Below are 19081 nucleotides of genomic sequence, written 5' to 3'. Positions count from 1 at the left end.
ATAGAAAAAATGACCTTTGCATAAGCAATAGGTCATTTTTTCTATATTCGTTTCCTATTAAGTTTATAAGCCAATTTAGTAAAGAAAGTTCGCTGTTTTATAGGAGCATTTGACTGGCAAAACGTATAGTAATCAATATCTTTAATATAAGTAAAAAGTCTAGAAATAGCATATAGAAATGTAATAGAAGACCCAATTGCAAAACTAATACCGTAACCATTGAATCCAAACGGAAGTAGAAGAAGACTTAATATCAAGTTTGCAAAAAAGAATAAGGCTGATGTTCGAAAGGCACCTTTACGATCCTCGAAGTATAACAGTAGTAATGTAATAACGAGGACCATTCCATTTGCATAAGCCCCAACTATAGTCAGTTGCAAAATAGAGTATTCAAGTGACATTTTTCCAGATTGCGAACTAAACATCCATATTATAAAAATAATAAGTAAAGAAACAATACCTTGATTACGCAGTATTCGTTCCATTTCTTGTTTTAGAACAAAGTTCATGGAATCTTTTAATTGTAAAATTGTATTTAATGTTCCACCGTTGTTCACCGAACCAAAGAATTTTTTATATCTTTCATAAAACCTTGTTTCAATGGATACTACAAAGAAAATATAGGTTGGAATAATGCTTAAATAGGCCCAGAAAACAGAAGTATCATAGACTTGGTGATAAATAAATGTATCTTCAATATTTCCTCGCCCTTCTCCAAACCAAATAACAAAGTTACATACCCAAATACCAATATTGTAAAATAAACTTGACCAAAATAGTTCTGGATATTTATCTAAATAAGAAAGAAAGGTAAATTGTTCAGTAGCGTCACTATTTGGAAACATTCGTACAATAACGATACTTAACCATACCAATGTAATGAAAGTTCCAATTGTAAAAGCAATTAAAAGTAATAAGGCAAATCCGTGTTCTAGTCCAAGTGTTGGATGCCAGTAAGCTATTAGTGCAATTCCGGATAAGGAAAAGATAGAACCAATTAAAAATGCAAGAGCAATTGATTGATAATCTTTAGCTGCCGTTAAATAAATGGATTGAATCCAAATGATATTTAAAGCTAAAAATAAAAATAACATCACGATTTTATAATACAAGGCTAATGGTGTGAAGAATGCAAACAAAAGCCATAAAATAATAGCTAAAAAAAGTGTGATCTTCGTCATTCCTAAAAATGAAGAAAATACTTTATCAGCTTTTTGCTCGTATAAGAGGTCAGCCACATATCTAGTTACGATGAGTTGTAATGCTCCGTATATAATTTGAGAAAAAATAAAGCAGTATGAAATTGAAATGGTAAAAAGGCGTTGTTCGTCAACTGAAATCGAATGGAACAAACTTAAAATGTATCGAATAGCCGTTACTGCTAAAATAACGACTAACCAAGGGCCGGCTGTAACAAATAATGAAAATCCATAAGCCTTTACCCTTGAAGAATAATAATCTTCTTGAAATAATTTTTGTAATCGAAATCCTATGCCTGCCACATTTCCTCGCCTCTTTCTAAGTAAAGCTTACGATAGCTCTCAACTACACCTGATAATTGATAGTATGCTTCAATACGATTACGTCCATTATCTCCAAACTGTTGAATGGATTCAGGATGGCGGTAATACCATTCTAAATAAATAGCAACTTGTTCGGGAGATACAGGTGGCACAACAAATCCACATTGACCGTATGAATCGCCATCTTGCCCATAAATCAATTCTTTGCAAGAACCAACATCTGTAACAACCCATGGTAATCCTGCTGCCATACCTTCTAACATAGCTAGAGGTTGTCCTTCAGAGATGCTTGTTAATACGAGTATATCTGTTTGTTTTAAGTAATCTTTAATATTCACCTTGCCAGTCATTATGACATAATCTTTTAGCCCTAATTGTTGAATTAAATCTCGGCATTCTTGAGCGTATTCTGGCTCTTCTGTATCGGGCCCTAACAGATAAAATACAAAAGGAACATCTTTCTCTAATAATAATTTAGCCGCATAAATCATTGTTTTTACATCTTTAATTGGTACAACACGAATGATGGCAGAAATAATGAGTTTCTCTGAGTTGTATGCCGATTTACGAAGCCCGTTATAATCAGATAGAGTAACTCCGTTCGGAATGATTTTTAGTTTATGAGATGGAGCACCTAATTCTTTTTGATAGGCACTATTTCGGCCGAACAAGGTAATTACATCATTAGCCTGTTCATATGCTTGATGAGACAAATGATGGAAGAAAGAAACCCATCTTTTTTTGTATTCAATTGGTATCCAAGTAGATTGGAGTATTTCTTCTTCACGCTCCCGAGAATAAATACCATGCTCAGTTAGAATAAATGGTATGTCAGACTTGGCGCTAATTGCAGCGCCAAGAAGCCCACCATAGCCTGTAGATACAGAATGAATTAGATCTAATTCAGGAAAATCAATTTGTAAAATTTGAATGATTGGTGTGAACATAGATCTCCACATCCAAAAGTAATTTAAGAAGGAACCACTACTTTCTTCATATAAATAACTTTCTTTAACAATTTCATAAAACTCACGGCTTTCGAAGAAGGAATGGAGTGTTCCTAGCTTTTGTTTGTTTCCTAATATTTGTAATGCTGTTGTATCGTTAGCTTGAAATGTAAACCATTTTTGAAGTGTTTGTACTTCTTCAGTAGTTAAATGGGTTTTCATGCGTTTTGATTCACATTCTGATTGTAAGGGAATCAGAATGATATCTTTTACATTGCTTGGGATTTCGTATTGATATTCCTCTTCTGTTTTTATTTGCGGTACGATTGCAAATATGGTAAATTCATGTTCTTTAAATTGCTGGATAATCATTTGCACCCAGCTTGCTACTCCACCACTGACAAAAGGATAACTTCCTTCAACGACTAAACCTATTCTCATCTGCTATGCTCCTTTAATTGGAATTGTAGCGCTGGCTTTTTTTAATGTAACGCTATAGATTTGGGAATCTAGTTTTGTAACTGTACCGTATGGGAAAGAGCCAGTTTTCAATTCCTTTCCTTTTTCTACACGTATAATTGTTGAAGTATGGCTTGGTAACCCTTTATATGCAATATGAACAGCATCTTCTTCGTAAGAAACGTCCAGATCACCTGTTTGATAAATTTTCATAGAAGCAGTTGCTTCACTTTGAGTCATACTTTTTATATAAGGATATCTTTCTCGAATTTCTTTGATTGTTGTTTTATAAGCTTTAAATAATTCTTCCCATGTTAAGTTACCTGAGCGTTTTTCATCAAGGATATCATCTGGATGGACGAAATGTGATATAACACCTAAGTTTGCGGTAACATCAGTTAATATGAATTGTTCCTCATCCGTGATAGCATATCCACTCGTAATGCGCGGGAAGTGATAAATGTTTTTGTTCTGTATATCTGGTCCGAATTCTTGAATTAAACTGCCGTTACTTGTACTTCCCACATATAGAGAAGCAACCGTTTCTAGAGTTGGAACAGCGTTGTTTAATGCACTTAATCCAGTTGTGTTTATAATATTAGATGGCGGTACATAGGTTTTTAATTTTTCATTTGGAAAGAAGTTATACACGAGCTTTTGTAGAGAATCTAAAGAGCTCTCCATATCCCCCTTTGAATTCCAAGGAACATATTCAAGCGATTTGTCTACCGGATCTGATGGTAATAACAAAGGTTGATGGTTATAGCCGTGAATTCCAATTTCCCCGCCATGAGTTAATAATTCTCTTCCGAATAATAAGTAAGTATTTCTATTCTTACCTGCAAAATCTTCAAAAGGTGGAGTTACGTTATTCTGGTATGTCCCAATTGCAACACCCGTATATTTAATATGAAATTCGTCGGAGATATCCTTCATATTTTTCCACCAATGTTTTTTATAAAACTCTTCAACGGATATTTTTTCAGTCGTTAAGTTTTTTAGTTCTCCATTTGGAATTGGAGATGGGAAGTCATCGATATACATAATCTCCGCCCCAAGCTGTGCTGTGGCAAAAGCAGGGAAAATAGTTCCTAGTGATTGAACGAACATACCTCTACCTAATTTGTCGTTCAATGCTGTTGTATTCCAATATAAGACTTTTCCTTCACCATAGTCATTGGTCCAGAGGATAGGAGTATCTTCCGCTGTAATCCAAGGAGTGGTTGTATTTTCATCTAACGTAATATTCATTGAGCTATGAGTAAACAGCGCAGAAGAACTTGGGAGATCTGGATAACCAGGGAATAAAACCTCTTCAAAGGTTAATCCTTTTGCATCTTTGAAGCCTTCTTTTTTTGTAATACCAAATAGAGCGTTCCAGGAAGGATTTGAATCAAGTCGGTTTGCAATAATAATTCTTCCACCCATTTGTACAAAATTTTGAAGATCAGCTTGTGGAAGCTGATCCATTCCTTCGCCTGTAATAATAATCCCTGTATAGGGGGAGGGAGTAAGTCCCTTAACTTCATTAGCTGAAATATCTTTATAGTGTATATGTGCGTAATCCATTGCCTTCTTCGTATTAAATTCAACTTGTTGCCCTAAATTATTATCCGTTTTCAAAACGTATAATTGCATTTTTTGCCCATTTTGAGGTACATCTTTTGCCGTGAGTGCCTTAACCGGATTTGTTTCTTTCGCTTTAGGTTCAGGGAATTTTTGGTAGAAATTCTCGGTTCGATATATAAGAATGGATATAATTAAGAGAAATAAAATGATACTAATAATCCCAATATATATATTAATCCCCTTTTTCAATGTGTACGCCTCCAAACTGCCCTACAAACAATTGATATTTGCGCGGTAGTATATGAATTATTTTTGTATCTGTTAGATTATTGATTAATTCATAAAGCTTGTCCCATAATTTTTGTTCATAATATATTTCAAGCAATCCAACATAACCGTAATATGATTCAGGATAGAGATAAATAAGATTTAAAAATTGTTCTTCAGATTTTGCATATTGTTTTTTGTGTAGAAATAGATTTCCAAGTTGGAAAGAGTAAAGAGATTCTTTAGGGAATATTTCTATACTTAATGTAATAAAATTCATAAACTCATCGATTATTTTTTCTTTTTGTTGATTAGAAAGAAGACCACTATCTATATATCTTAAATAGTTAGAAACCAGCTCTTTTGCAATGTCATTTTGTGGACTTTGTAAAAATTGCTTATTTAAGTATTCGATCTGTTTTTCGTAGCGCTCATTCAGAAAATTAATAGTAGTCGCTGCATAATGTACAGTTTCAGGGTCTTTATGGTGGATTGCTTCTTTCAACAATCCGCCTTCGTTAGAAATAGAGGAGGAACTTAACTGAACAATAAGTTGTTTATGAAGTTCAGGCCTATCTAGTTCTAATCCAGAGGAAAATGAAATTAAATCCATATCTTGTTTAGCCGATTCTAAAATATCTTCATAATTATCAACTTGAAAAGAAACATAATCAGAGTATTGCTGTAACCACTCTGTTTTGGATTTTCTTATATTAAGTAATAACATGATTGCTGATACAAGGAGTCCGATGAGCGGGAAAAGAAGAGAGAGGATCAAGCAAAATTCAATAATCCCCTTTTTATCTTCTGTAATTAAATTTTTTGTAAAACGAAATAAGAGAAAAACTAAAATAGCATAAATAACATAAAGAAGGAGTAAAGTCATCAGGCTATCACTCCTTTAGCAGAAAGGGCATTTTGTATACGAGTTTGAATTTGTAGTAAAAACTTTTCTTCTGTGCCGGGTAATAAAATCATAACTTTTTCCTTAAATGTGCTATATCCTAATATATCAATATCTCGCAAGTGCTCTTGTAAAATAGAATGTATCATTTCTAAAGAATCTTGTGGAGCGTTGAACTCAAAATAGGAATATGGATAAGATAATGTTTCGTAACGTTTCTTTTCAATTTTTAGTAAATGTTCGAATTCATTTTCATAGTAAATACTTGTGTTAGGAAATGTACGATCCTCTTGACTAGATAACCAAAGATTAGAAGCATTTTGTAAACGATCACCCATCCAGCGTAAATACCATGTGAAAAGTTCGAACTGCTCAGAAGTTACTTTTGAAAACTCAATTTCGTCTAATATAATGACGTATTGTACATCATCCTGGAATAGGACAGGGCCAACTAAAAGTGGGGCATCCTGAGAATCCTCATCTGTACGGAAAAAAGGTCGATTATGCGCTAGGGCATTTTTGATGACTAATGAAGCATTTTTAACAAAAATAGATTGAGGTAATGTATTTTCACCAGTTTCTGATCTTAATTTAACACGCAATGATTGTTTATTATTATCAACATGGTAAATACCAATCTTTGTTGCGCCAAAATACATTTTTAATACATTCATTCCTTCATCCAATACAATTTCAGGGTGTGTATGATTTAAAGCTTTAAACATATGATACATTTTAGATAAGTGGTTATTTGATTCAAGTACACGAGAGCGTAATGTAATACGTGTTTCATCCAATTGTTTCACAACATACTTTAACTCTTTATTTTCAGCTTTCAGCTCATTATTTATCATCTGTATATCTTCATAACGTTCCTTTTGTGAAGTACTCATTAGTCCACAATATAAACTAATAATGAGTAAGAAAATCCAACTCATCCAATAATCTGTTGAATAAAAGTACAATAATATATCATTTCCCTTATATATACCGCTTATAAAAATGTAAATCATTGCTTCAAGAAAGACGAAGAGAGCAATAGATATACCGTAACGGCTAGAAATGATTAATGCAATAAATAGGAGTATGAAATATTCATACGTAGGTGTTAGAAAATCAGTTAGTATCGTGAGAAAAAAAAGTGCAATAAAGAGAATTGTAGGTTCAATCATTTTTCGGAATAAATTGGATTGTTTATAATGCATAAATAAATCCCTTCTTTCATTTGCAAGTTTAAGTTTGAGGAATATTATATTGAAGTAAAATACATAATTTAAAAGAATTATTTTAAGATAGATAATATTTAAGACCTAAATTATTTTATCAATAGGAATACAGTAAATTCAAGAGAAATAAATTCCAATCTTTGTAAATGTAATGTGTTTTTGTTATTTTTTATATAATTATTAAGTTCGTAAAACGATAAAATAGCAGGTGCATACTATATTTTTATTAAATTTGAAGGTGTTAAAATTGGGGAATTACAGTTGTATAGGAGGTAATATTATAATGGTTTTAAAACGTTCCATATGCTTTTTAACTATATTTTCTTTTATTTTTTCCGTAAGTACATCCGCACAAGCGAATGTGGTGAATCCGATATTAAAGAATGTACAAAGTTATAAAATTTATTATGGTGAAGCAAATGAGCAAGTGATTGAGAGGCTTTCAAAGTATGACATGGTTATTATTGAGCCGTATGCGTTTACGAAAGAACAAATTCAGCAATTAAAAAAATCAGGAACGGTGGTTCTTGGATATGTGAGTGTTTTAGAATTAGAAGCGTGGCATAAATCACAAGTAGTTGAATCAGACTATTATTATAGAGATGGTAAGAAAATGAAGATTGAGCAGTGGGATACATATATTATGAATTTAGCTGATGACCATTACCGAGGTATTGTTGTAAATAAAGTAAAACAGCAAATTATCGGAAAGGGTATAGATGGAGTGTTTTTAGATACAGCTGGTGATATTGATGATTATTTTTACGATCAACCAGCCACACAAGAAAAATTCCGGGGAGCATATGTAAATTTATTAAAAGAAATTAAAAGTCTTGATTCAAACCTGTTCCTTATACAAAATTGGGGATTTGAAACAATCAAAAGTACATCCTTGAATTTTATACAGGGTGTATTGTGGGAAGACTTCAATAAACAAGTTATTGCAAAAGATGAATGGAGTCAAAATTGGATGCGCTATTTTAAGCAACAAAGCAATAAAATTGTAACATTTACTGTTACCCCAGATAACGTATCTAAAAAATATGCTTCTATAAATGGATTTGTTTCTACTATGAATCCGAATGACATTTATGATAAATAGCAGTTGTTCCAAATTAAAGGCTATTAAGGGCAACCATGGCGTTTTAGGTCAGTAATACAATTCTCTCGTAGAGAAGAATGTATTACTGACCAGCCCCTATTACATAATAGGAGGAATTAATGAATTCGAACAAGTTGTTTATGATACACTGTATTACCTTCTTGACTTGCATATGGCGGGAGGCTTCGTCCGAAACAATTTGCAATAATGTTGGAGTGGCCAGGATAAGAAATACGAATTTCATACAAATCAATAGAGTCATCTAAATCAGCATAAAAGACTGCTAAATGATTGCCAGATAAAAGGTATGGGAATTCTGCTTCCGTATTTTCACCAATTCGCACAGGTAATTTTACAGGATTAGAATAGTTAGACCAATCCCAAACCTCTATATTTACATAGTGTGCGTAATGTGCATCTAGATTTACAATGTTTACAACTGCAGAAATAGTTGCGGGCTCTCTTGTTAATACACCTGTGGAGTGAAAAACAGAATGATTTGGATAATGAAGAGGCATAAATATCAAACCTTTCTAAATTAATATGAGTGTACGATATTCTATGCAGATAATTGATAGAATGAGATAGGTAAAATGTATCATTCTATCAATTTTTTATAGAAATTAAAAACGTATTATTGAAAAGTATGCCAACACTTGTAACATTGTTAGAGTACGTTTATAATCAAGGAATCCTATTTCATGTTTTGATAGGATTATTTATTATTGAAAGCGTTTTAAGTTTGCTCTTTTTTAAGGTAGGAGGTCTGACTTATTCGGATGAAAAATTATGTATGTAGTTTTAAATAGGAAGAAAAATAATATAGGTATCACTTTATAGTGTGGGGAGGTTAAAAGTGTGAAAGGCAAAGATTTTCACACGAATATATATGGGTTATGTAGGATTATTACTTTCAGGGGCAGCTTTATTTTTAAATAGCCTTGTCATTTTAGGAAAAGCAGAGATGAAAAGTGCGGGTGTGTTTAATTTATTTGTGGGTGCATTACAAATTATTATTCCGTTCTATCTGATCATGATTTCTGACCAAAGTAATTGGACAGTGTATTCATATGCAGCTACTTTTTTATTTGGATTAACATATTTATATGTAGGTGTTACTTTTATAAAAGGAATGGATAGTAGTGGTCTAGGATGGTTTTGTATTTGGGTAGCGATTATAGCCTTATTCTATATGGTTGTTTCATTTGTTCAATTCCATGATGTTGTTAATGCGTTAACATGGTTTATGTGGGCATTACTTTGGTATTTATTCTTTGTGTTAAATACACAAAAAAAGAATATTAATCAATATCTTGGAAGAATTGCCTTTGTACAATCATGGGTAACGTTGACTTTGCCTTCGCTCTTTTATTTTATGGGAGTATGGGGAGAGGGATTTGTATATGAACTCTGGGTTTATGTATCGGTAATTTCAATTTTATATTTCTGTTATTGTATTTTTAAATATAGAGTCCGTTAATATATCATTTGTAGAAAAGCATGGAATCGTTAAACTGATTCCATGCTTTTTATCTAGTAGCGTTTATAATAGAGGTAGTATTTTACAATTGATACAAACGGGGATGATGAGGTTGAAAAAAGTGTTAGTGTTAGGAGGAACAAGGTTTTTTGGTAAACATTTAGTGGAATCACTTTTGCAAGCTGGTCATGATGTAACGATTGCTACAAGGGGATTTACTGAGGATTCTTTTGGAAATGCAGTAAAAAGAATTGTAGTAGATAGGGAAGACGAGGAACAATTAACAAAGCATTTAGAAGGCAAAAGTTATGAGATTGTATATGATAATTTATGCTATAGCCCAAATGCAGCGGAAATTATATGTAAAGTGTTGCGTGGGAGAGTGAAGAAATATGTTATGACATCCTCAATGGCTGTTTATGAGCCGGCACTAGACTTGTTAGAAGAGAATTTTAATCCATATGAGTATGCAATTACGTACGGAGATAGGAAAGATTTTACTTATAATGAAGGAAAGAAATTAGCAGAAGCGGTGTTATTTCAACATGCAACATTTCCAGTCGTTGCGGTGCGTTTTCCAGTTGTTATCGGAGAAAATGATTATACAAAAAGATTACAATTTTATGTTGAACATATTAAGAAACAAGAGGCGATCGCTGTGGAGCATGTAGATGGAGAATTGTCATTTATACATGAAAAAGAAGCAGGGGAGTTTTTAGCTTGGCGCGGGATGGAAAATATAGAAGGGCCAATTAATGCCTGTAGTAACGGGGTAGTCTCTACCAGAGAAGTTATTCGTTTCATAGAAGAGAACACTGGGATAAAAGCGTGTATTCAAAAGGCAGGAGGCAATATAGCTCCTTATAATGAAGTGACGAATTGTACGTTACATAATGGAAAGGCTCGTGAATTGGGATTTTCATTCCGAGAGTTGAAACCAGAGACGGAAAAAGTTTTACGTCATTACATAAATACAATGAAGTAATCATAAATCCCGGGTGGCAATCCGGGGGATTCTGGAGGATTTCGACAATATCATTTTACATTACAAAATTCCCCTTACATGCATGACTAATGATTTCACTTTCGTTTGTGACTCTTATCTTTTTTGCTTATACTGTAAAGTAGTAGCGTTTTGTTGAAATAGAAGGAGATTGTTTATGAGTAAAACGAAACAATTAATAGAGGAAGCAAGTAATTTTGTTACGATTTGCTATAAAGAGCTTAATAAAGAGCAATTAATAGAAGAGCGTATAAAAGAAATTCAAATTGAAATAGAGAAGACGGGCACGTATGAGCATACATTCGAAGAACTTGTTCATGGTTCGAGAATGGCGTGGCGCAATAGTAATAGATGTATTGGGAGACTATTCTGGAGTAAGATGCACATATTAGACGCACGTGAAGTGAATGATGAAGAAGGTGTATATAATGCATTAATTCATCATATTAAGTATGCAACGAACGATGGGAAAGTGAAACCGACAATTACGATTTTTAAGCAATATCAAGGGGAAGAAAATAATATTCGGATTTATAATCATCAATTAATTCGATATGCAGGATATAAAACGGAAATGGGAGTGATCGGTGATTCCCATTCTGCTACATTTACGGATTTTTGTCAGGGGCTTGGTTGGCAAGGAGAAGGCACGAATTTTGATGTATTACCGCTCGTCTTTTCTATAGACGGGAAAGCACCTATATATAAGGAAATCCCAAAAGAAGAAGTGAAAGAAGTACCAATTGAGCATCCAGAGTACCCTGTAGCCTCGCTCGGAGTGAAATGGTATGGAGTACCGATGATTTCAGATATGCGTTTAGAGATTGGTGGTATTTCTTATACTGCTGCTCCTTTCAATGGATGGTATATGGGAACGGAGATTGGTGCTCGTAACTTAGCGGATCATGATCGTTATAATTTACTCCCAGCAGTTGCAGAAATGATGGATTTGGACACATCAAGAAATAGTACGTTATGGAAAGACAAGGCATTAATTGAGTTAAATATTGCTGTGTTACATTCCTTTAAAAAACAAGGAGTTAGTATTGTAGATCATCATACTGCTGCACAACAATTTCAACAGTTTGAGAAGCAGGAAGCTGCTTGTGGCCGTGTTGTAACAGGGAACTGGGTATGGTTAATTCCGCCGCTGTCGCCAGCTGCTACTCATATTTATCATAAACCGTATCCAAATGATATTCTGAAGCCGAATTTCTTTCATAAATAGTTTGTAGTATAGGGCGTTTCCTGTAAAATATAATTTTTTTTAATTACTGCTATGTAGCAATTGGAAGCCTTTACTCTTAGTTATTTAGGGAAGGGGCTTTTTGAACCATGGAGTTCCGTATGTTATAATCAAATTTCTGTTTCGAAGACCTTATAGAAATATAAGGTCTTTTGTTTTGTCTTTTTATGTAGGAGGAATAGATAATTTCTTTGAAATAAGGGATTTAGCATATTTTTAGGGACAACATAAGTATGTGGAAAACTAATAAATTATTATGCATATATAATTATTGTGTTTTGGGTTTAAACAAGAAAACATAATAAAGTTGTTTTTTTAGATTGCTAAGGAAGGAGGAAGTATAAATGAGGATGAAGAGTCGAAAAACGGATTGGCCTGTATTTCTTATTAGTGGTGGCTCACTTTTATTATTTGTAATAGCAGTTTTTTTAAATAAAAGTTATGTAGAGAGAGTCATTAATAGCGGTTTTGCAGCTTCAATTAAATATTTCGGTGCCTTTTGGCAAGTGTTATTGTTAGGTACATTTATTGTTGCGATGTGTATGGCATTCTCGAAATATGGGAGAGTTAAACTTGGAGGGCTAGAAAAACCTGAGATTAGTACGGCAAAATGGCTTGCTATTATTATGTCTACATTACTTGCTGGAGGCGGCGTTTTTTGGGCGGCAGCAGAGCCGATGTACCATTTGATGACGGTGCCACCAATACATGAGGGGATATCTGCTGGAACGAAAGAAGCAGTCATGCCCGCATTAGCACAAAGTTATATGCATTGGGGCTTCTTAGCTTGGACAATTCTAGGAACAATTAGTGCAGTAGTTATGATGTATGGGCATTATCATAAAGGGATGCCATTAAAACCTAGAACACTTTTATATCCTATTTTTGGAGAGAAATTACGAAAGAGCATGCTTGGAACGATGATCGATGCGTTTGCCATTATTGCGGTGGCTGCAGGAACAATTGGTCCAATTGGTTTTTTAGGATTACAAGCAAGTTATGGTTTGCAAGAATTATTTGGAATTTCTGATGTGTTTACTACTCAATTAGCAATTATCGTTTGTGTAGTGGCTGTGTCTACTATATCTGCAGTAACAGGTATTGATAAAGGGATTCAAATTATAAGTAATTTAAATGTTAGATTAGCAATTTTGTTAATGGCATTCATATTACTGTTTGGGCCAGGTGGATTTATTATTGATTCGTTTGTTTCTTCATTTGGATTTTATGTACATGAATTTATTCCAATAAGCACATATCGTGGTGATGCAAGTTGGTTAGGATCGTGGACAATTTTCTTCTGGGGATGGTTTATTGGATATGGACCGATGATGGCAATTTTAGTGAGTCGAATTTCAAGAGGAAGAACGATTCGAGAAATCATCGTTGCAATTGGAATTATTGCACCTATTATTACAACGTTTTGGTTTACGATTTTGGGTGGATCAGGTGTGTTTTATGAGTTAATGAATCCTGGTTCCATCTCGGACGCGTTAAGTGAGTCTGGTATGCCGGCAGCAATGATTGCAATTACCGAGCAATTGCCGCTTTCTAATATTATCGGACCTGCATTTCTTTTATTAACCATTTTATTCGTAGTGACAACAGGGGATTCAATGGCCTATTCTATTTCAATGGCAGTGACTGGAGATGGCAATCCTAGAATTAGCTTGCGAGTTTTTTGGTCGCTTATTATGGGCACAGTTGCAGCAATTCTTTTATATATGGGTGAGGGAAGTATTAATGCGTTGCAATCATTCATTGTAGTGACAGCAGTTCCGGTATCCATCCTGTTATTCCCAATGCTATGGTTAGCGCCTAAAGTTGCAGGAGAATTAGCATTAAAACAAGGTATTGTAAAAGAAGAAGATAAAACTGCCTTCTTATTTCAAAAAGCTAGTAAATCAAAATAGATAATAAAAAGAGAGGAAGGTTCTTATTTTGGGGAGCTTCCTCTCTTTTTATGTCCGCTAAAAGTTTAATTGTATTGGTGGGATTTTTTAAAATATATCCATCCCCCTTGACGGTTACCTTATTATTTTTCGATAATAAAGTGAAGCTATAATTGGTGAGGATTTTTCTGATCCATCACTGATTATTAGCCTACATCAACTGGGATAAAACTGACTAAACAAAAAGGAATGAATCACAGATGCTAAATTTAGTACTTATGATGATTGAACGCGTCGGACTTATTGTTATTTTAGGATTTTTACTTTCTCATACTAAAACGTTCCGGCGTCTTCTTTATAAGCAAGACGGATATGTAGATAAGTTTAAGCTTATTTGTATTTTTTCAGTGTTTACAATTGTAAGCAATTACACCGGGATTGAAATTGCAGGGAATACGATTATGAATGAGAATTGGCTACAAGGTGTTTCTTCATCGAGTACAATTGCGAATACACGTATTATGGGTGTTGGAATTAGTGGATTGCTCGGTGGACCTATCGTCGGAATTGGAGTAGGATCGATTGCTGGCATTCATCGTTATATGCTTGGTGGGACGACAGCGGCAAGTTGTGCAATCTCTTCAATTTTAGCAGGAGTTATAGCAGGTTATATTGGATACATTTTTAAAAAATATAATCGTGCAATTACGCCTAAATTTTCAGCGGTTTTAAGTGTGTTTATCGTTTCTTTAGAAATGATTATGATTCTATTAATTGTAGAGGATGGAATGAGTATTGTGAAAACAATTGCGATACCGATGATCCTTGTGAATAGTTTCGGGAGCTTTATTTTACTTTCTATGATCCAAGCTATTTTGCGTCAGGAAGAGAATGCGAAAGCATTGCAGACGCATAAAGTATTGCGCATTGCTGATAAAACGTTACCTTATTTTCGCCGGGGTTTAACAGAAGAATCTTGTAAGCATGTGGCACAAATTATTCACCGCTTTACAGGAACAGATGCGGTATCCTTAACAGATACAGAGAAAATTTTAGCTCACGTTGGATTAGCATCAGATCATCATATTCCTTCACACAGTTTAATAACAGGTTTATCGAAAGAGGTCCTACATACAGGGAAAATAATGAAAGCGAAATCGCGTGAAATTATTAATTGCCAACATGATGGCTGTCCATTGCAAGCGGCAGTTGTTATTCCATTAACTTCACATGGGAATACGATAGGAACATTAAAACTTTATTTTAAAAACGCTAGTCAATTAAGCCGTGTTGAAGAAGAGTTAGCGGAAGGGCTAGCTAAAATATTTTCCACACAGCTTGAGTTAGGTGAAGCGGAGTTACAAAGTAAGTTATTACAAGATGCTGAAATAAAGGCGCTACAAGCACAAATTAATCCACACTTTTTATTTAATGCGATTAATACAGTATCAGCTTTATGCCGAACAGATGTAGAGAAGGCGAGAAAATTATTGCTGCAGCTTAGCGTCTATTTTCGTTGTAATTTGCAAGGTGCACGTCAATTACTTATTCCATTGGAACAAGAATTGAATCATGTACAAGCATATTTATCGTTAGAGCAAGCGAGATTTCCAAATAAGTATGAAGTAAAGATGTACATTGAAGAAGAATTAAAGACAACTTTAGTTCCACCATTTGTGCTTCAGTTATTAGTTGAAAATGCATTGCGCCATGCTTTTCCGAAAAAGCAGCCATTGTGCCAAGTTGAGGTGCATGTGTTTGAAAAAGAGGGGATGGTTCATTTTGAAGTGAAAGATAATGGGCAAGGGATTGAGAGTGAACGTCTAGAGCAATTAGGAAAAATGGTAGTTTCATCAAAGAAAGGGACTGGAACAGCTTTATATAATATTAATGAACGACTTATCGGGTTATTTGGGAAAGAGACAATGCTTCAAATTGAAAGTGAATTAAACAAGGGGACGGAGATTATCTTTGTAATTCCAAAAAAAATAGGGGAGGAAGAACCGAGTGTTAAAAGTATTGGTAGTTGATGATGAAATGTTAGCACGGGATGAATTGAAATATTTATTAGAGCAAACGAAAGAAGTGGAGATAATCGGTGAGGCGGATTGTGTAGAGGACGCTTTAGAAGAATTAATGAAAAATAAGCCAGACATTGTTTTTCTAGATATTCAACTATCTGATGATAACGGATTTGAAATCGCAAATATATTGAAAAAGATGAAAAATCCACCTTCAATCGTGTTTGCAACTGCATATGATCAATATGCACTGCAAGCTTTTGAAGTAGATGCGTTAGATTATATTTTAAAACCATTTGATGAAGAGCGTATCGTACAGACATTAAAGAAATATAAGAAACAAAAGCAAACAAAAATAGAAACAAAGCAAGATGTAAAGAGTGTAGATGTAACGACCGAGATGCATAAATTAGCACTACCAATTGAAGAGTCAATTGTACTTGTTAATATTGAAGATATTATTTATGTAGGACTTGAAGATGGGAAAGTAACTGTAAAAACGATGAAAGAAAAATATGTAACACATGATACGCTTGTCATTTTGGAAAAGAAATTACCACAAACAATTTTTATGCGTGTTCATCGTAGTTTTATTGCAAATATTAATCATATTACAGAAATACAGCCATGGTTCAATTCTACTTATAATTTAATCATGAAAGAAGGTTCAAAAGTACCTGTTAGTCGTACATATGCAAAAGAGCTCAAGAAGCTGCTTCGTATTTAAGAAGCAGCTTTTGTATTTCACTGTATAATTTTTGTAATTGACTGTTTATATTTGACATTCTGTTATGCAAACGCTTTCTTTTACATTTATATCCTATAAAATAAAGGTACCAAATCAAAAGAGGTGGCCAAAATGAGCACAAAAAAAGTATATGGTTTTTTATCACAAATATTCGTTTTTTCAGCTATTATGTTAGTTTCTAATATTATCTCAACCCATTTACCCATTCCGATGCCCGCATCAGTAATTGGGTTAGTCGTTTTATTTAGTCTATTATGTTTAAAGGTTATTAAATTGGAGCAAGTTGAATCATTTGGAACAGCCTTAACAGGTATTATCGGATTTCTTTTCGTCCCATCAGGTATCTCAGTTATTAACTCTCTTGGTGTAATGAGCCAAAATTTTGTACAAATTCTAACTGTAATTGTTGTCGCAACAATTATTTTACTTGCTGTAACAGGTTTATCTGCACAATTAATGTTAGGTAAAGATGACAAAGAAACAAAAGATACAAAAGAATTGAAAGTTGTAAACAAAGGAAGAAAACACGGAAAAGTCGCGTAACTATTTTAGAACATACATGGCTAGGAGGTAATGAACATGACAAGTACAATGACTCCATATTTCGGAATCGTCGTTTCATTAATTGCATACGGAATCGGAACGTTTTTATTCAAACACTCAAAAGGATTCTTCTTATTTACACCATTATTCGTAGCAATGGTATTAGGGATCGTATTTTTAAAGGTAGGTAACTTTACTTTTGAAGAATATAATACTGGTGGGAAGATGATTAGTTTCTTCTTAGAGCCAGCGACAATCGCCTTTGCAATTCCATTATATAAACAAGTTGATAAGTTAAAAAAATATTGGTGGCAAATTTTATCAGCTATCGTGATTGGATCTATTTGTTCAGTAATTGTTGTGTTCATTGTTGCAAAAGCAATTGGTTTAGATACAGCAGTAATGAATTCAATGTTACCACAGGCGGCAACAACAGCGATTGCATTACCAATTTCTGAAAGTATCGGTGGTATTCCAGCAATTACATCGTTTGCGGTTATTTTTAACGCAGTTATCGTATACGCATTAGGAGCATTATTCTTAAAAACATTTAGAGTGAAACATCCAATTGCAAAAGGGCTAGCGCTTGGAACAGCAGGTCATGCATTAGGCGTTGCAGTAGGAATTGAAATGGGTGAAGTAGAGGCAGCTATGGCGAGTATTGCTGTAACAGTAGTGGGGGTTGTAACAGTAGTTGTCATACCGATGTTCATGCCATTCATGGGATAGTAAAACTTACTTAAAAAAACGAGAAAAGCAAGCTATTTGTAGGACGGATTTCTACTGATAGCTTGCTTTTTATGTTACAGTAGTGGTAAGACCTATGTTTAATAAAATGCAAGTTTCTTTAAATCTTCATTAATACTACGGAGAATACGTTTTGAATTAGGTCATTGTATTGTAAAATAAGAAGTAAGCGATTATGTGGTCTGACAAGGGATAGGTATACTAAGCTTATAAGAGTCTTAATATGAACGAATAATTAAAGGTAGAAAAGAGAGAAAAAATCTACTTATTAAAGTTTTACTTTATAGGACAGGAGAGAGTACTCGTCGATTATGCAAATAAAAAACCTGTTTCAAAGCAAAGGATTTCAGAGGTTAATCGTATTAGTATTACTTGCTCTCATATTGTATGGGATGCAAAGTATGTTAAATTTAATTTTAATTACGTTTATGTTGACGTATTTAATGGATCGATTCCAAAAGTTTATTTCTCGTAAATTAGAACATTTCATGCCAATCAATCGGAAAATTATTATAGCGCTTTTATATGTAATGTTAGTGGCGGGAATTGCCATTACGCTATTTAAATATTTACCGGTATTAACAATACAAATTTCACAATTGATTTATCAATTCAATGTATTTTTAAGAAATCCACCTGATAGTGAATTAATTAAGTATGCGGTTAATGCTGTTAATCATATGGAACTTTCTAAATATGTAGGGCAAGGCGTAGACATTTTGTATAAATCCATTACAAATGTTGGGAAATTCGGCCTTCAAGTTTTACTTTCTGTAATTTTAAGCTTATTTTTCTTACTTGAAAAAGGGCGTATCGTTGCTTTTACTGCGAAGTTTAAAGAAAGCAGGCTTGCCATTTTCTATACTGAAATTGAGTATTTTGGAAAGAAATTTGCACGTTCATTCGGAAAAGTAATTGAAGCACAATTTTTAATTGCGATTGTTAACTGTGTTTTATCTGTTATCGCATTATGGATATTAGACTTCCCACAATTATTAGGTTTAGGGTTAATGATTTTCTTGCTTGGTTTAATTCCAGTGGCAGGTGTTATTATTTCGCTATTCCCGCTTTGTATGATTGCTTACAATATCGGCGGTATTATGTATGTCGTTTATATTATAGTTATCGTAACAGTAATCCATGCGCTCGAAAGCTATGTGTTAAACCCGAAATTTATGTCACAAAAAACAAATTTACCGATCTTCTACACGTTTATGATACTAATTTTCTCTGAACACTTTTTAGGTGTGTGGGGACTAATTATCGGTATTCCAATCTTCATTTTCTTATTAGATGTTTTAGATGTGACAAGTGATGAAATGGATCAGGATGTAGGAAAACAATAGAGTAAAGAAAAAGCATCGATATTCGATGCTTTTTCTTTTATAACATGGTGTTTCTTAT

At 33.7% G+C, this 19081-nt stretch carries 16 protein-coding genes; 10 read left to right on the top strand and 6 right to left on the bottom strand.

What is annotated here, in order from left to right; all coding sequences use genetic code 11:
* Window positions 1–41 precede the first annotated feature (41 nt).
* Genes pelG through COI75_RS06645 form a run of 5 tightly spaced genes read right to left on the bottom strand, consistent with a single transcriptional unit; the run spans window position 42 to window position 6874 of the window.
* A complete protein-coding gene (pelG, locus tag COI75_RS06665; protein WP_000907288.1) occupies window positions 42–1502 on the bottom strand; it encodes an exopolysaccharide Pel transporter PelG in 1461 nt (486 codons plus the stop codon).
* Entirely contained in the window at window positions 1490–2911 is a 1422-nt protein-coding gene (gene pelF / locus COI75_RS06660) for a GT4 family glycosyltransferase PelF (RefSeq protein ID WP_001219506.1), read from the bottom strand. Before pelF ends, pelG begins: the two co-directional genes overlap by 13 nt.
* Before the next feature lie 3 nt (window positions 2912–2914).
* Window positions 2915–4747 carry a DUF2194 domain-containing protein gene (locus COI75_RS06655; protein WP_000715309.1) on the bottom strand — a complete coding sequence of 611 codons (1833 nt, stop codon included), beginning with the start codon at window positions 4745–4747 and terminating at the stop codon, window positions 2915–2917.
* Entirely contained in the window at window positions 4731–5651 is a 921-nt protein-coding gene (locus tag COI75_RS06650) for a tetratricopeptide repeat protein (protein ID WP_000173545.1), read from the bottom strand. Before COI75_RS06650 ends, COI75_RS06655 begins: the two co-directional genes overlap by 17 nt.
* Complete coding sequence (locus COI75_RS06645) at window positions 5651–6874, bottom strand: GAF domain-containing protein (protein WP_000559011.1); 1224 nt, start codon at window positions 6872–6874, stop codon at window positions 5651–5653. Before COI75_RS06645 ends, COI75_RS06650 begins: the two co-directional genes overlap by 1 nt.
* A gap of 304 nt (window positions 6875–7178) precedes the next feature.
* On the opposite strand from COI75_RS06645, the gene COI75_RS06640 reads away from it, so the two are divergent.
* Window positions 7179–7997 (top strand): endo alpha-1,4 polygalactosaminidase, encoded by an 819-nt coding sequence (locus tag COI75_RS06640; RefSeq protein WP_000243350.1) that lies wholly within the window; start codon window positions 7179–7181, stop codon window positions 7995–7997.
* A 116-nt stretch (window positions 7998–8113) separates the two neighbouring features.
* Here COI75_RS06640 and COI75_RS06635 read toward each other — a convergent pair whose 3' ends face one another.
* Window positions 8114–8515: a hypothetical protein gene (locus COI75_RS06635; protein ID WP_001128272.1), complete on the bottom strand. Its 402-nt coding sequence runs from the start codon at window positions 8513–8515 to the stop codon at window positions 8114–8116.
* 371 nt (window positions 8516–8886) lie between these two features.
* Here COI75_RS06635 and COI75_RS06625 point away from each other — a divergent pair, with 371 nt between their 5' ends.
* The 9 genes from COI75_RS06625 (at window position 8887) to COI75_RS06585 (ending at window position 19023) form a co-directional block, all read left to right on the top strand.
* Window positions 8887–9477, top strand: coding sequence for an AmiS/UreI family transporter (locus COI75_RS06625; protein WP_000542567.1), 591 nt, complete (start codon window positions 8887–8889; stop codon window positions 9475–9477).
* A 103-nt stretch (window positions 9478–9580) separates the two neighbouring features.
* Window positions 9581–10462 (top strand): NAD-dependent epimerase/dehydratase family protein, encoded by an 882-nt coding sequence (locus COI75_RS06620; protein WP_080020330.1) that lies wholly within the window; start codon window positions 9581–9583, stop codon window positions 10460–10462.
* Window positions 10463–10637: 175 nt separating this feature from the next.
* On the top strand, window positions 10638–11708 hold the full coding sequence (locus COI75_RS06615) for a nitric oxide synthase oxygenase (protein ID WP_000047641.1): 1071 nt from the start codon (window positions 10638–10640) through the stop codon (window positions 11706–11708).
* 362 nt (window positions 11709–12070) lie between these two features.
* Window positions 12071–13639, top strand: a complete 1569-nt coding sequence (locus tag COI75_RS06610) for a BCCT family transporter (RefSeq protein ID WP_001242475.1) — start codon at window positions 12071–12073, stop codon at window positions 13637–13639.
* A 239-nt stretch (window positions 13640–13878) separates the two neighbouring features.
* The gene (gene lytS, locus COI75_RS06605) at window positions 13879–15648 is read left to right on the top strand and encodes a two-component system sensor histidine kinase LytS (RefSeq protein ID WP_000933606.1); all 1770 of its coding nucleotides are present in this window, start codon (window positions 13879–13881) and stop codon (window positions 15646–15648) included.
* The gene (locus COI75_RS06600) at window positions 15626–16366 is read left to right on the top strand and encodes a LytR/AlgR family response regulator transcription factor (RefSeq protein ID WP_000921826.1); all 741 of its coding nucleotides are present in this window, start codon (window positions 15626–15628) and stop codon (window positions 16364–16366) included. Before lytS ends, COI75_RS06600 begins: the two co-directional genes overlap by 23 nt.
* 132 nt (window positions 16367–16498) lie before the next feature.
* Window positions 16499–16930: an antiholin-like murein hydrolase modulator LrgA gene (gene lrgA / locus COI75_RS06595; RefSeq protein WP_000104890.1), complete on the top strand. Its 432-nt coding sequence runs from the start codon at window positions 16499–16501 to the stop codon at window positions 16928–16930.
* Between the two features lie 36 nt (window positions 16931–16966).
* Window positions 16967–17659, top strand: coding sequence for an antiholin-like protein LrgB (lrgB, locus tag COI75_RS06590; protein ID WP_000204772.1), 693 nt, complete (start codon window positions 16967–16969; stop codon window positions 17657–17659).
* Between the two features lie 329 nt (window positions 17660–17988).
* Complete coding sequence (locus COI75_RS06585; RefSeq protein ID WP_001166004.1) at window positions 17989–19023, top strand: AI-2E family transporter; 1035 nt, start codon at window positions 17989–17991, stop codon at window positions 19021–19023.
* Window positions 19024–19081 lie beyond the last annotated feature (58 nt).

It is taken from the genome of Bacillus cereus, assembly GCF_002564555.1.
Lineage (GTDB): Bacteria > Bacillota > Bacilli > Bacillales > Bacillaceae_G > Bacillus_A > Bacillus_A cereus_K.
This window is presented reverse-complemented; position numbering and strand designations above follow the sequence as displayed.